Here is a 14,938-nt window from a genome sequence, read left to right as displayed (position 1 = left end):
GCATGGATTTGGAGAGGTGGTCGCGAAATTTCGGACCAGTTGTATCGTCGGATGGACGCGGATCCGCGCCACCCGGAGGTGGGGCGCGATCCATCGCGCATCTGCGGTGACGTGATGCCGAGGGCCGTTTCCGGCCCCCGCTTCAGCCTTTTGCCAGCCCGATTCCCCGAAGCGCGTCCTTGATCTCGTCAAGGATTGCCGGGTCGTCGATCGTGGCGGGCATCTTGTAGTCCTGCGCGTCGGCGATCTTGACCATGATCGCGCGCAGGATCTTGCCCGAGCGGGTCTTGGGCAGCCGGTCCACCACCACCGCCAGCTTGAACGCCGCCACCGGGCCGATCTGATCGCGGATCAGTTTGACGCATTCGGCGGTGATTTCGGCATGGGGGCGGTTGACGCCCTTGGTCAGGCAGACAAATCCCACCGGCGTCTGGCCCTTCAATTCATCCGCCGCGCCGATCACGGCACATTCGGCCACGTCCGGGTGGCTGGCCAGAACCTCCTCCATCGCGCCGGTGCTCAGGCGGTGACCGGCCACGTTGATCACGTCATCGGTGCGCGCCATGATCCAGAGATAGCCATCCTCGTCCTTCATGCCCGCATCGCCTGTCTCGTAATAGCCGGGGAAGGTGTTGAGATAGGATTTGCGATAGCGCGCATCGGCATTCCACAGCGTCGGCAGCGTGCCCGGTGGCAAGGGCAGCTTGACCGCAATCGCGCCCAGCGTGCCGGGGGGCACCTCGTGCCCGCCCTCGTCGAGGATGCGCACATCATAGCCGGGCATCGCCACGGTCGGAGAGCCGACCTTGACCGGCAGCGCCTCAAGCCCCACGGGATTGCCCGCGATGGTCCAGCCGGTCTCGGTCTGCCACCAATGGTCATAGACCGGCACGCCCATCTTGTCGGCGGCCCAGTTGATCGTATCCGGGTCTGCCCGCTCGCCCGCGAGATAGAGCGCGCGCAGGTGCGAGATGTCGTATTTCGCCAGTTCCTTTGCCTCGGGATCGTCGCGCTTGATCGCGCGCAGGGCCGTGGGGGCGGTGAAAAAGCTGCGCACCTTGTGCTCGGAGATCACGCGCCAGAACGTGCCCGCATCGGGGGTGCCCACCGGCTTGCCCTCGAACACGATGGTGGTGTTGCCGTGGATGAGCGGCCCGTAGCAGATATAGCTGTGGCCCACGACCCAGCCCACATCGGACGCCGCCCAGAACACCTCGCCCGGATCGACATTGTAGATGTTCTTCATCGTCCAGTTGAGCGCCACCAGATGCCCCCCCGTGGGGCGCACCACGCCCTTGGGCGCGCCGGTGGTGCCGGAGGTATAGAGGATATAGGCCGGGTGATTGCCCTCCACAGGCAGGCATTCGGCGGGCTCCACCCCGTATTGGAAGGCGTGCCAGTCGAAATCGCGGCCCTCGATGAGCTTGGCCACCTCTTCCTCGCGCTGGAAGATCACGCAGAATTCGGGCTTGTGCGCGGCCTGCTCGATGGCGCCGTCCAAGAGCGGCTTGTAATGCACCACGCGCCCCGGCTCGATCCCGCAGGAAGCGGCGATGATGCATTTGGGGGCGCAATCGTCGATCCGGACCGCCAGCTCATGCGCGGCAAAGCCGCCGAACACGACTGAGTGCACCGCGCCGATGCGCGCGCAGGCCAGCATCGCCTCCAGTGCCTCGGGCACCATCGGCATGTAGATGATGACGCGGTCGCCCTTCTCCACGCCCTTCGCACGCAGCGCCCCCGCCAGACGGGCCACGCGACTGCGCAGTTGCGCATAGCTGATCTTGTGCTTGGTGCCGGTCACGGGGCTGTCATGGATGATGGCCGCCTGCGCGCCGCGCCCGGCCTCGACATGGCGATCCACCGCGTTCCAGCAGGTATTCACCAGCCCGTCGGAGAACCATTCATAGAGCGGGGCATTGTCGTCAAAAAGCGCCTTCGAGGGCTTTTGCACCCAGTCGATCTTGTCGGCCTCTTCCATCCAGAAGCCTTCGGGGTCCGCCAGCGACCGCGCATAGATATCCTTGTATCCCATGGTATCCTCCTCCGATCCATTGCAATCCTGTTACGAGGCCACTGCCCTTGCGGCAAGCCTCATGGGCACGGGCGTGGCAGAAGGCCGCGAAAAATTTGCAGAAATCGGAGAGATGTGGTTGCAAACTTATGCAAATACCCCCTGCATATGCCTTCAGGGCCGGTTCTGAACCGGATTTTGCAAATTCATGCTGGATCGCCTGCGAAGCGGCGATTCTACCCGTAATGCGCCACCGGCGTACCTGCGATGGCCGCCATGTTGAGAAGGCCGCGCGCCGTGATCCCCGGTGTCACGACATGCGCGCGGTTGCCCATGCCCATCAGGATCGGCCCCACCTCAAGCCCGCCGGCCTTCATCTTGAGGATGTTGCGCACGCCCGAGGCCGCGTCGGCATGGCCGAAGACAAGCACGTTGGCCGCGCCCTCCAGCCGGTTGCCGGGCAGCAGCCGCTCGCGCAATTCCGGATCGAGCGCGGCGTCGATGTTCATTTCGCCTTCATAGGCGAAATCGCGCGGCGCGCGGTCGAGAAGGGCAATCGCGGCGCGCAGCCGCTGCCCGGACCCCTCGGCCTGGTTGCCGAATTGCGATTGCGAGCAGAACGCCACCTTGGGGGTCAGGCCGAAGCGGCGCACATGGCGCGCGGCGCCAATGGCGATTTCGGCCAGGTTTTCGGGCGTGGGGCGCGAATAGACATGGGTGTCGGCGATGAACAGCGGCCCGTCCTCGAGGATCATCATGCTGAGCGCGCCATGCGGGTGGTGCGTCTCGTCCTGAAGAAGCTGCGTGACATAATTGAGATGCCAGCGGAATTCCCCGAAGGTGCCGCAAATGAGGCAGTCGGCCTCTCCGCGCTGCACCATCACGGCGCCGATGGCGGTGGTGTTGGTACGCATGACGGCCCGTGCGATATCGGGCGTCACGCCGCGCCGCGCCATGATCGAATGGTAGGTTTCCCAATAGTCGCGGTAGCGCGGATCGTTTTCGGGGTTGACGATGGTCAGGTCGCGCTCGGGGTGGATGGTGAGGCCCGCGCGTTCGCATCGCCGCGCGATGACCTCGGGGCGTCCGATCAGGATCGGCTGTTCCGTGGTCTCCTCAAGGATCGCCTGCGCGGCGCGCAACACGCGCTCGTCCTCCCCTTCGGCAAAGACGATGCGGCGCGAGGCGCTGCGCGCGGCCTCGAAGACCGGGCGCATGAGCAGCGCGGATTTGAACTGGCTCGCGTCAAGATCGGCCTTGTATTGGGCAAGGTCCTCGATGGGGCGCGTGGCCACGCCCGTCTCCATGGCCGCGCGCGCCACGGCGGTCGAGACGACGCCGGCAAGGCGCGGATCAAACGGCTTCGGGATCAGGTAATCGGCACCGAATGTCATCTCTTCGCCGCGATAGGCCGCCGCCGCCTCGGCGCTTGTCGTGGCGCGGGCCAGCTCTGCGATACCTTGCACGCAGGCCACCTGCATGGCGTCGTTGATCTCGGTCGCGCCCACGTCGAGCGCCCCCCGGAAGATGAACGGGAAGCACAGCACGTTGTTGACCTGATTGGGAAAATCCGAGCGGCCCGTGGCGATGATCGCGTCGGGCACAGCGGCACGGGCCAGATCTGGCATGATTTCGGGATTGGGATTGGCGAGCGCAAAGACGATGGGCCGCGCGGCCATCTGCGTCACCATCTCGGGCTTCAGGATATCCGGTCCCGAAAGGCCGAGGAAGAGATCCGCGCCGCCGATCACCTCGCCAAGCGTGCGCAGGTCGCTCACCTGTGCAAATGCCGCCTTCTCGGGGTTCATATCCACCTCGCGGCCCTCGTGAACCAGCCCGTGAATGTCGCACAGCCATACATTCCCGCGCTTCACGCCCAGCTTCAGCAGCATGTTGAGGCAGGCGATGCCCGCAGCACCGCCGCCGGTCGAGACCACCTTGATATCCTCGAACCGCTTGCCCGCCACATGCAGCGCATTGACCGCCGCCGCCCCGACAACAATGGCTGTGCCGTGCTGATCGTCGTGGAATACGGGGATGTTCATGCGCGCACGGCAAATCCGTTCAACGATGAAACAATCGGGTGCCTTGATGTCTTCGAGGTTGATCGCGCCAAAGGTCGGCTCCAGCGCGCAGACGATCTCGGCGAGCTTTTCGGGGTCGGGTTCGTTCACCTCGATGTCGAAACAGTCGATATGGGCGAATTTCTTGAAGAGCACGGCCTTGCCCTCCATCACCGGCTTGGAGGCCAGCGCGCCAATGTTTCCAAGACCCAGAACGGCGGTGCCGTTGGTCACCACCGCAACCAGATTGCCGCGCGCGGTAAAACGGCGCGCGCTTTGCGGATCGGCCTTGATTTCGAGACAGGCCTCGGCGACGCCGGGGCTGTAGGCGCGCGCAAGGTCGCGCCCGTTCGCCATCGGCTTGGTGGCGCGGATTTCCAGTTTGCCGGGCTTCGGAAACTCGTGGTAATCGAGCGCCGCCTGCCGCAGCGAATCCCCGTGGCTGTCCGTCATGTCCATCCTCCCTGCCGATAACTGGTTTAGCGTTAAACCATCTCCCGGCGTCGTCATAAGCAGCCCCGCGCCGCAATACAAGCGCAGCTTGCACCCTGCCGCGCTGTCCCGCAATCCCGGCGTTGCCTCAAGCGGCATTTTCTGGAATGACACGCCAACCCGACCGCAAGAGGCCCGCCATGACCCAGCATCTGACCATCGTCGAGCACCCGCTCGTGCAGCACAAGCTGACGCTTATGCGGCAAAAGGAGACCTCGACCGCCGTGTTCCGCCAGTTGCTGCGCGAGATAAGCCAGCTTTTGGCCTATGAGGTCACTCGCAGCCTGCCGATGTCCACGCGCCCGATCGAGACCCCGCTGACCGAGATGGACGCGCCGGTGCTCGCCGGGCGAAAGCTCGCGCTCATTTCCATCCTGCGCGCGGGCAACGGACTTCTGGACGGGATGCTGGAGCTGATCCCGTCGGCGCGTGTGGGCTTTGTCGGGCTATACCGCGACGAGGAGACGTTGCAGCCGGTGAAATACTATTTCAAGGTGCCCGACCTGCTGGATCAGCGCCTGACCATCGTGGTCGATCCGATGCTCGCCACGGGCAATTCATCGGTTGCGGCGATTTCCATGCTCAAGGAGGCGGGCGCGCGCGATCTGCGCTTTCTGTGCCTTCTGGCCGCGCCCGAAGGTGTGGCGCGGATGCGCGAGGTGCATCCCGATGTGCCGGTCGTCACCGCCGCCCTCGACGAGCGGCTCAATGACAAGGGCTATATCCTGCCGGGACTAGGGGATGCGGGCGACCGCATGTTCGGCACCAAATAAGCTATTCACTGTTTACTCACTGCGCAAAATAAGGCAATCTTGCCATGTTTTGTTCGGGGGGACGACATGACGGTTTCCAGACTTGCGATCCTTGCCGCTGTCGCGGCCATTTCCGGTGCATCTGCCGCATCCGCACAATCGCTGCGCAACCTGTCCACGCCGGCAGAGTTTCCGCCATCGAGTTTCGCCGGAAATCAGTATGTTGACAGCAAGGGCTGTGTCTTCATCCGCGCCGGTGTCGGGGCGAACACCAATTGGGTCCCGCGCCTGACCGGCGCGCGCCAGCAGATGTGCGGATTCGAGCCGTCCCTTGCCCGTGCCGCGCCCGCCCCGCAACCGCAGGCCGCGCCGCAGACCCGGACGGCCACCGCCCCGGCCCCCCGCGCTCAGCGGGCACCGCAACCACAGGCCCGCGCACAGGCCCGCACCGCCGCACCCGCACCGCAAACCCGCACCGCAGCGGCCCCGGCCCCGAGCGCGCAGCAGCAGCCACCGCGCGCGGTGGCCACTGCTCCGGCACCGCGCCAGCAGGCGGCCCCGCAACAGACTGTCCGTGTCGCTGCGCCTGCGCCTGCGCCCGTGCGCGCCGCCGCGCCGGCACCGCAGGTGGTCCGGGTCGAGACCACGACCGTGCCCCCGCGCCCGACCGGCACCGCGCGCGTCCTGACCCCGCCCGATCCGGGCCGGACAGCCTGCGCCGGGGCCTCCGGTGTTTCTGCGGCCTATATGGTGCAGCACAACGGCTCGCCCGTGCGTTGCGGCCCGCAGGCGGCACCTTATGTCACCTATGCACGCGGCAGCGGAACGCGTGGGACCGTGGTTTCTGCCGCACCCCGCCCCGGCACCCGCGCCACGCCCGCCACCGTGCCGCCGCAAACCCGCATCGCGCCGCGCCAAGTCTATCAGGAGCAGGTCACGAGCCTTGCCGGGATCGCGGTGCCACCGGGGATGAAACCCGTCTGGGACGATGACCGCCTCAACCCGCAGCGCGCCCACCAGACGTTCGAGGGCAGGGAGCAGATGCAGGTGATGTGGACAAACACGGTGCCGCAGCGTCTGATCGACCGGCGCACCGGGGCGGATGTGATCCACAATTTCCCCGGCCTCCAGCCCCCGTTCACCAGTTTCGAGGAGCAGCGCGCCGCCGGTGTGCGCGTTGCCACGCGCGGGGTCTATGTGCCCGATCCGGTGACCGTGCGCAGAAGCGGGACGGGCGCGCCGCGCGCCACCGCAGTTGCGCGCGCGGCGCAATCCCCGGCCCCGCAGGCAGTGGCACAGGCCCCGGCGGCACCGAGCGCCACGGTCTCGACCCGCTCCGCGCCGGACGCCGCGCGGCCGCGCTATGTGCAGGCCGGGCTCTATGCCGACCCGGCACAGGCGCGCGCGGCCGCCGGACGGATCGCCGGGGCGGGCCTGCCGGCACGCCAGGGGACGTTGACACGGAACGGGCGCGACCTCACGCTGGTGCTCGCCGGTCCCTTTGCGTCACAGGCAGAGGCGCAACGCGGCGCGGCGCGGCTGTCGGGCATGGGATTCGCCAATCTCCGGCTGAGATGAGGCCCTGACGCCCGCATCGACGCCCGCATCGGGCTTCGGCGGGGGCAAGGGGCGCGCGTCGGGCCGCGAGGGCCTCCGTTCGCGGTCAAATGCCCTGCATGACGCCCTCGCGCGACTACAAATATCCGCGACATGTCGCTTTTTCGGCGTAATCCTGCATACATTGAAAAGAGAGCGCGACACGCGCGCCTGACCAAAAGCAGGTGAGCCATGCCCTGGCGTGACTGGACAAAGGCGATCTATGACTGGCTGCGCCCCGGCCCGACCGGAGAGCATACGGCCTTTGCCCATCGGCGCGGGCCGGTCAATCATGTGCTCATCCTCGACGGCACCATGTCGACGCTGGCCAAGGGCTATGAGACGAATGCGGGCCTCACCTTCAAATTGCTGCGCGAGGTGGCGGGGCCGGACCTGTCGCTGTTCTACGAGGCGGGGATTCAATGGCGCGACTGGCGTGCGACCGGCGATATCGTGCTGGGGCGCGGCATCAACCGGCAGATCCGCCGCGCCTATGGCTATCTGTCGAGCCGGTATCGCCCCGGCGACCGGATTTTCCTGCTGGGCTATTCGCGCGGGGCCTATGCGGTGCGCTCGCTGGCGGGGGTGATCGACCGGATCGGCCTGTTGCGATCGGAGGTGGCGACGGAGCGGAACGTGCAGGCGGCCTACCGTCACTATCAATGCCATCCCGATGGGGCGGCGGCGCGCGCCTTTGCGCAGGCCAATTGCCATGCCGATACCCATGTCGAAATGATCGGCGTCTGGGATACGGTCAAGGCGCTCGGCCTGCGCGTGCCGATCCTGTGGCGGTTCCGCGCGGACCGTCACGGGTTTCACAATCATCACCTTGGTCATACCACGCGCCACGGATTTCACGCGCTGGCGCTCGATGAGACGCGGCGCGCCTATACGCCGGTGCTGTGGGAGTGCCCGCCCGGTTTCGACGGGCATGTGGAGCAGGTCTGGTTTCGTGGCTGTCATTCGGATGTGGGCGGGCAGTTATGCGGTTTTCATGCCGCGCGTCCGCTGGCGAATATCCCGCTGGTGTGGATGCTGGAGCGGATGGAGGGCTGTGCCCTGCCGCTGCCCGAGGGCTGGCGCGCGCGGTTCCCGACGGACGTGACGGCGCCCTCGACCGGGACTTGGGCGGGGTGGAGCAAGATCCTGCTGCTGCGCGGCCCGCGCGTGGTGGGGCGCGACATGTCCGAGCGCCTCCACGAGAGTGTGACCGGCCCCTTGCGGCGCGGCTGGCGCGGTCCGCGCCTCACCGGGCGGCTCAGCGAGACGGCGGATGTCCCGGCGCCGGGCGTTACCCGGGACGCATGACAAGGCAGGTGGTGGAGCCGGTGGCGTAGAGCCGGCCGTCCTCGATCCCGCGCAATTCCCCCATGGCGACGGCGGTAGAGCGGCCCTTGTGCTGGATGAGGCCGGTGGCGCGCACGGGCAGATCAAGCGGCAGGGCGCGGGCGATGTTCACCTTGAATTCCAGCGTGGTATAAAGCTCTCCGCGTTCCAGTTCGGTCATCACCGCGCAGCCCATGCAACTGTCGAGAATGGCCCCATACCAGCCGCCATGCACGCCCCCCATCGGGTTCATCGCGTCGAAGGTGGCGGCCCCCTCGAACGCCACCCGCCCGCGCGCGGCCTCGGTTGGCGCAAAGCCGAGCGTGCGCCCGATGGGCGGCTGTGGCAGGCGGCCCGCGATCATGTCTTCGATGAAATTCAGCCCCGTGCGCGTGAGGATCGCGTCGCGGCCGGGCAGGTCGGCGGGGGAGGCGGCAAAGGTCATGACGTGGTCTCCGGTCGGTGATCCCTGCCTTGGTAGGCAAAGCCGGGACGGTCGGCAACCGCCCAGTCGGCAACCGCCCAGTCGCCAACCGCCCGGTCGCCGGATCAGGCGTCGCAACCTCTCGCGCGGGCCTGCCGCCGCTTGTGGCGCGCATAGATGACCCGCGCGACGATATGGGTATAGCCCCAGCGGCATAGGGTGTGGACCCCCGGCACCCGCCCGATCCGCGCCAGCCAGCGATAGCGCGGCATCTGGTCCCAGAGCACCAGAAAGGCATCGAAACCCACATGGAGCCGCCCCTCGTGCAGCACATGCAACAGGCGCGCGGCCTCGTCTTCGGTCACGCCCCAACGGTCAAGATCGGTGCGGTTGAGATCGTCAAACGCAATTGGCAGGGCCGCGCGCGCGGCATAGCCCTCATAGACGGCCATCTCGGATTTGCAGACCGGGCAATCGCCGTTGAAGAGCGCGCGGGTATGGGGGGCGGTGGTCATGGTTGAGCTTCCTTTCAGTCGTGGAAGTGGCGCGCCGCCCGATCATGTCCAGAGGCCGATTGCCGCAGCGCGCGCTTGCAAATGCGGGGGGGCGCGCGCATATCCTGCGGGCATGACACGGATCCTCACGCTTTGCGCGGTGCTCTGGACCGCGCTTTTCGCCCCGGCCCTGGCGCAAGTGCCCCAGAGCCGCGCAGAAATGTCGCTCAGCTTTGCCCCGGTGGTGCGCGAGGCCGCCCCGGCAGTGGTCAATATCTACGCCAGCCGCGTGGTCGCCGCGCGCGCCAGCCCGTTCCGGGGCGATCCGTTCTTCGAGCGGTTCTTTCAGGATTTTGGCGCGACGCGCCCACGGGTGCAGAACTCGCTTGGCTCGGGCGTGATCCTGTCGTCGGACGGCATCGTTGTCTCGAACTATCACGTTGTGGGCGAGGCCACGGAAATCCGCGTGGTGCTCAATGACCGGCGCGAATATGCGGCAAGGGTGCTTCTGGGCGATGAGGAGGCGGATCTGGCGGTGCTTCAGGTCGAGGGTGCGCCGGTGTTGCCCGCGCTCGAGTTGCGCGACAGCGATACGGTCGAAGTGGGCGAGTTGGTGCTGGCCATCGGCAACCCGTTCGGCGTGGGCCAGACCGTGAGTAGCGGGATCGTGTCGGGGCTGGCGCGCTCAGGCACGGCCATGGGCAATGCGCGCGGCTATTTCATCCAGACCGATGCGCCGATCAATCCGGGCAATTCCGGCGGCGCGCTGGTCGATATCAATGGACGGCTCATCGGCATCAACACGGCGATCCTGTCACGTTCGGGCGGCTCGAACGGGATCGGCTTTGCCATTCCCTCGGGCCTTGTGGCGCAGTTCGTGGCGCAGGCGCGGGCGGGCAAGGCGGAGTTTGCGCGGCCCTGGGCGGGCCTGGGCGGTCAGCCGGTGACGCCCGATGTGGCCGAGGGGCTGGGGCTTGCGCGGCCCGATGGCATCGTGATCTCGCAGGTTCATCCGCAGAGCGGCTTTGCCGGGGTGTTGCGCCCCGGCGATGTGGTGGCGGCGGTGGATGGCGCGCCCGTCAACAGCCCTGCCGAGATGGTTTACCGCCTGTCGCTGGCCGGGATCGGGGCAGAGGCCAGGATCACCCGGCTGCGCGAGGGCGAGGAGGAAGAGATCACCGTGGGTCTGATCGCCGCGCCGGATGATCCGCCGCGCAACCGTATCGTCACGGGGCCGCGCGCGGCATTGCCGGAGGTCACGCTTGTCACCATCAACCCGGCGGTGATTGACGCCTTTCGCCTGCCGCTCTCGGCGGAGGGGGTGCTGGTCGAGGCGCCGGGACCCTACGGCGCGCGCGCGGGACTGCGGGCGGGCGACATCCTGCGCGGCGTGAATGGGGCCGGGACGCGCGACAGCGCCGAGGCGGCGCGGGCGCTGGAGGCGGCGGGTCGAACCCTTGCGTTGGAGGTCGAGCGGGGCGGGCAGCGGCGTGTGCTGCGGCTGAGGCGCTAGGCGGTGGCGGACCTTTTCGACGGCGACACCCCCGCGCCCCGCGCCGCCCCGCCGCGCCCGCTTGCGGACCGGTTGCGCCCGCGCACGCTCACAGAGGTGATCGGGCAGGATCAGGTGCTGGGACCGGAGGCCCCGCTTGGCGTGATGCTGGCCTCGGGCAGTCTCGGCTCGCTCATCCTCTGGGGGCCGCCGGGGGTGGGCAAGACCACCATCGCGCGGCTGTTGGCCGATGAGACCGACCTGCATTTCGTGCAGATCAGCGCGATTTTCACCGGCGTGCCGGAATTGCGGCGCGTGTTCGAGGAGGCGCGGCACCGGCGCGGCAACGGTCAGGGCACGCTGCTTTTCGTCGATGAGATCCACCGCTTCAACAAGGCGCAGCAGGACGGGTTCCTGCCGCATATGGAGGATGGCACGATCCTTCTGGTGGGGGCGACGACGGAAAACCCGTCATTCGAGTTGAACGCGGCGCTGCTCAGCCGGGCGCAGGTGCTGGTGCTGGAGCGGCTGTCGCTGGCGGAACTGGAGCGGCTGGCGCAGCGGGCCGAAAAGGAGCTGGGCCGCGCGCTGCCGCTGGATGGCCCCGCGCGCGAGACGCTTCTGGAGATGGCCGATGGCGACGGGCGCGCGCTTCTGAACCTGATCGAGCAGGTGGCGGCGTGGCGCGTCGAGGAGCGGCTGAACAGTGCCGCGTTGGCCGCGCGGCTGATGAAGCGGGCGGCGCAGTATGACAAGTCGGGCGATGCGCATTACAACCTGATTTCGGCGCTGCACAAATCGGTGCGCGGCTCGGACCCGGATGCCGCGCTTTACTGGCTGGCGCGGATGCTGGCGGGGGGCGAGGACCCGCGTTATCTGGCCCGCAGGATCACGCGCATGGCGATCGAGGATATCGGCCTCGCCGACAGCCACGCGCAGACGGTGTGCCTGCACGCCTGGGAGGTCTATGAGCGGCTGGGCAGTCCCGAGGGCGAACTGGCGCTTGGTCAGGCGGTGATCTACCTCGCGCTCGCGCCCAAGTCGAACGCGGGCTATGCGGCGTTCAAGGCGGCGCTGCGCGAGGCGAAGCGGACGGGCAGCGAACCGCCGCCCAAGCATATCCTGAACGCGCCCACCCGGTTGATGAAAGAGCAGGGCTATGGCGCGGGCTATGCCTATGACCACGACGAGGAAGACGGGTTCTCGGGGCAGAATTACTTTCCCGAAGGGATGAAGCGGCCTGTCCTCTACACCCCGCCCGAGCGCGGTTTCGAGCGCGAATTGAAGAAACGACTCGATTATTTCGCCAGGCTGCGCGCGCGGAAGGGGTGATCTTTTCGTCGGATTTGTCGGGCGATGTCGTTTTCTGACATGCCCCTTTAAGACAAAAACCTTGGCATCAAGGGTGGCAACGCGGGATATTTCGTGTTTTGATACAGTCATGTCGTTTTTGAGCATCCAGACAGACCCCCTGGCTAGGAAGCTGAAGTCCAAGGCCGCGCCTGCGCGTCTTGCAACGACAGATCAACCAAAAAACAGGGAAAACACATGACCAGGAAAACCGACCAGATGTTGATGGACAAGCTGGCGATGGCGGCCCGTTCGGGCAGCATCTCGCGCCGCTCGTTCATGCACTATGCCGCCGTGGCGGGGGTGACCACCTCTGCCGCGACCGGGCTTTGGACCAAATCCGCCGCCGCGGCACCGCAGCGCGGCGGCACATTCCGCTGGGGCGTGCATGACGGCAACACCTCGGACACACATGACCCGGGCACCTATGTGACCCGGCAGATGATCTATCTGGCCCATACCTATCGCAGCTACCTGACGATGATCACGCCGGAAAACGCGCTCGGCCCGGATCTCGCCACCGGCTGGGAGGCAAGCCCCGACGCCGCGGAATGGACCTTCTCGCTCAATGAGAACGCCACTTTCCACAGTGGCCGGAAATGCACGTCTGCCGACGTGGTGGCGAGCTTCAATCATCACCGCGGCGATGACAGCACCTCGGCGGCCAAGGCGCTTCTGAGCGATGTGACCGACATTCGCGCCGATGGCGATTACAAGGTTGTCTTCACGCTGTCGCGCGGCAATGCCGACCTGCCCTGGCTGATGACCGACTATCACTTTGCCATTTGTCCGGCCAATGACGACGGGTCGATCAACTGGCAGTCGGGTGACGGCACCGGACCCTACAAGATCGAGACCGGCAATTTCGGTATTCAGTGGGAACTCTCGCGCCACGATGGCTGGCACGGCGAGGGGGCTTATTTCGACAGGGTCAACATGATCGTGCTCAACGACCCCAACGCGCGCCAGACCGCTCTTGTGACGGGCGATGTGGACGCGGTCTCGCTCATCGAGCTCAAGACCATGGCGCTGTTGCAGCGCAACCCCGACATCAACGTGGAAAACGTCCCCTCAGGCGGGGCGATCACCATGCCGATGTTCTGCGACACGGCACCCTTCAGCGATGTGCGCGTGCGCACCGCGCTCAAGCTGGCGATGGACCGCGACGAGATCATCGAGAAGATCGCGTTCGGCGCGGCCACCAAGGGCAACGATTTCCACCTCTCGCCGGTCCAGCCCTACTGGCCCGACGACATCCCGCAGCGCGCGTATGACCCGGACCAGGCGAAATCGCTGCTGAAAGAGGCTGGTCACGACGGGCTTTCGGTCAACATGTCGGTGGCCGAGACCGTCTATACCGGCGCGGTGGACATGTGCGTGCTCTATGCCGAACAGGCCAAGGCGGCGGGCATCAACATCAACGTCGTGCGCGAGCCGAATGATGGCTACTACTCCGATGTGTGGCTGAAAAAGCCGTTCTCGGCCGTATCCTGGGGCGCGCGCCCGACGCCGGACGTGATGTTCACGCTGGCCTACAAGGACGATGCCGCCTGGAACGAAAGCCGCTGGCAGAACGAGCGGTTCAACGAGCTGCTGCTCAAGGCCAAGGCAGAGCTTGACGACACCCTGCGCGGCGAGATGTATCGCGAGATGTGCCTGCTCATGCGCGATGATGGGGGCACGTTGCTGCCCTTCTTCAACAACTGGGTCTATGCGCGCGGCAAGGGCGTCGAGCGTGCCGAGAACATCGCGGCAAGCTGGGAGTGCGACGGCGCACGCGCTGCGAGCCGCTGGTGGTTCTCGGCCTGATCGCGGCCCATTGAGACGGGTTCGGCCCCCTGAAGCGGGGGCCGGACGCCCATTTTGGCGGGAAGCCGGGAAAAAAACGGCACCGCCCACGAAAAAAGCCGCTACGCTGGTCGCATGAGTCTGCGCGACGTCGCGGGCCAAGAAAAAGAATAACAACAGGAGGGAAAGATGGGGGATATCCTTGGGCTGGTCGCCAAGCGGCTTGGTCTGGGACTGGTCATTTTGCTGATCATTTCCGTGATCATCTTCTTCATGGTCGAGCTTTTGCCCGGCGATATCGCGCAGGCCGTGCTGGGGCAGGGGGCGACACCCGAAAACCTGGCCGCGCTGCGCAAGGAGATGGGGCTCGATCAGCCGGCCATCGTGCGGTATCTGGACTGGCTTTCGGGCGCGGTGATGCTCGATTTCGGCAATTCCATCGTCACCGGCGCGAGCGTCTCGGAGACCATCGGCGAGCGGTTCGCCAACACGCTGTTCCTCGCCACCTACGCGGCGGCCATCGCGGTGCCGATCTCGATCATCCTCGGGGTGCTGGTGGCGCTGGCGCGCAACTCGATCTTCGACCGGGTGGCGAACGTGGCGACGCTGACCTCGATCTCCTCCCCCGAGTTTTTCCTCGGTTACATCCTCATCCTCTATCTCGCGGTCAAGACGGGCATGTTCCCGGCCATCGCAAGCCTGCGGGAGGGGATGGATTTCTGGGATCTGCTTTACCGCACCTTCCTGCCCGCGCTGACGCTGGTGCTGGTGGTGACGGCGCATATGATGCGCATGACGCGGGCGGCGATCATCAACCTTCTGGCAAGCCCCTATATCGAGATGGCGCGCCTCAAGGGCACACCGCCCTGGAAGGTGATCGTGAAACACGCGCTGCCCAATGCCTGGGCGCCGATCATCAACGTGGTGGCGCTCAACCTCGCGTATCTCATCACCGGCGTGGTGCTGGTGGAGGTGGTGTTCGTCTATCCGGGCATCGGTCAGGCGCTGGTGGACGCGGTCAGCAAGCGCGATTTCCCGGTGGTTCAGGCCTGCTGCCTGATCTTTGCGGCGACGTTCATCCTGCTCAACCTCGCGGCGGATGTTGGGGCAATCCTCACCAATCCGCGTCTGCGGCATCCGAAATAAG

The 14,938-nt window shown here is 66.3% G+C and carries 11 protein-coding genes; 7 read left to right on the top strand and 4 right to left on the bottom strand.

Annotated elements, in window-relative coordinates; genetic code table 11:
* Nucleotides 1-142: 142 nt before the first annotated feature.
* Together prpE and ABIE57_RS12545 are read right to left on the bottom strand one after the other, a co-directional pair.
* Nucleotides 143-2,035 (bottom strand): propionate-CoA ligase PrpE, encoded by a 1,893-nt coding sequence (gene prpE / locus ABIE57_RS12550; RefSeq protein ID WP_354539369.1) that lies wholly within the window; start codon nt 2,033-2,035, stop codon nt 143-145.
* Nucleotides 2,036-2,250: 215 nt separating this feature from the next.
* Nucleotides 2,251-4,587: an NADP-dependent malic enzyme gene (locus tag ABIE57_RS12545; protein ID WP_454283740.1), complete on the bottom strand. Its 2,337-nt coding sequence runs from the start codon at nt 4,585-4,587 to the stop codon at nt 2,251-2,253.
* 122 nt (nt 4,588-4,709) lie between these two features.
* On the opposite strand from ABIE57_RS12545, the gene upp reads away from it, so the two are divergent.
* From upp to ABIE57_RS12530, 3 genes are all read left to right on the top strand, one after another.
* Complete coding sequence (gene upp, locus ABIE57_RS12540) at nt 4,710-5,342, top strand: uracil phosphoribosyltransferase (RefSeq protein WP_354539367.1); 633 nt, start codon at nt 4,710-4,712, stop codon at nt 5,340-5,342.
* A gap of 66 nt (nt 5,343-5,408) precedes the next feature.
* A complete protein-coding gene (locus tag ABIE57_RS12535; RefSeq protein ID WP_354539366.1) occupies nt 5,409-6,899 on the top strand; it encodes an SPOR domain-containing protein in 1,491 nt (496 codons plus the stop codon).
* Nucleotides 6,900-7,109: 210 nt separating this feature from the next.
* On the top strand, nt 7,110-8,225 hold the full coding sequence (locus tag ABIE57_RS12530) for a T6SS phospholipase effector Tle1-like catalytic domain-containing protein (protein ID WP_354539365.1): 1,116 nt from the start codon (nt 7,110-7,112) through the stop codon (nt 8,223-8,225).
* Here ABIE57_RS12530 and ABIE57_RS12525 read toward each other — a convergent pair.
* Nucleotides 8,209-8,688, bottom strand: a complete 480-nt coding sequence (locus ABIE57_RS12525; RefSeq protein WP_354539364.1) for a PaaI family thioesterase — start codon at nt 8,686-8,688, stop codon at nt 8,209-8,211. The two genes, ABIE57_RS12530 and ABIE57_RS12525, sit on opposite strands and share 17 nt — an antisense overlap.
* A gap of 104 nt (nt 8,689-8,792) precedes the next feature.
* On the bottom strand, nt 8,793-9,182 hold the full coding sequence (locus ABIE57_RS12520) for a thiol-disulfide oxidoreductase DCC family protein (RefSeq protein ID WP_354539363.1): 390 nt from the start codon (nt 9,180-9,182) through the stop codon (nt 8,793-8,795).
* Between the two features lie 112 nt (nt 9,183-9,294).
* Between ABIE57_RS12520 and ABIE57_RS12515 the strand changes: the two genes are divergently transcribed.
* The 4 genes from ABIE57_RS12515 to ABIE57_RS12500 all read left to right on the top strand — a co-directional run bounded on the left by ABIE57_RS12515 (nt 9,295) and on the right by ABIE57_RS12500 (nt 14,937).
* A complete protein-coding gene (locus ABIE57_RS12515; RefSeq protein ID WP_354539362.1) occupies nt 9,295-10,674 on the top strand; it encodes a trypsin-like peptidase domain-containing protein in 1,380 nt (459 codons plus the stop codon).
* Nucleotides 10,675-10,677: 3 nt separating this feature from the next.
* Complete coding sequence (locus ABIE57_RS12510; RefSeq protein ID WP_354539361.1) at nt 10,678-11,985, top strand: replication-associated recombination protein A; 1,308 nt, start codon at nt 10,678-10,680, stop codon at nt 11,983-11,985.
* A 216-nt stretch (nt 11,986-12,201) separates the two neighbouring features.
* On the top strand, nt 12,202-13,812 hold the full coding sequence (locus ABIE57_RS12505; RefSeq protein ID WP_354539360.1) for an ABC transporter substrate-binding protein: 1,611 nt from the start codon (nt 12,202-12,204) through the stop codon (nt 13,810-13,812).
* Nucleotides 13,813-13,980: 168 nt separating this feature from the next.
* On the top strand, nt 13,981-14,937 hold the full coding sequence (locus ABIE57_RS12500; RefSeq protein WP_354539359.1) for an ABC transporter permease: 957 nt from the start codon (nt 13,981-13,983) through the stop codon (nt 14,935-14,937).
* Nucleotide 14,938: the final 1 nt, after the last annotated feature.

The organism is Roseovarius sp. MBR-6 (genome assembly GCF_040547525.1).
GTDB lineage: Bacteria > Pseudomonadota > Alphaproteobacteria > Rhodobacterales > Rhodobacteraceae > Roseovarius.
This window is presented reverse-complemented; position numbering and strand designations above follow the sequence as displayed.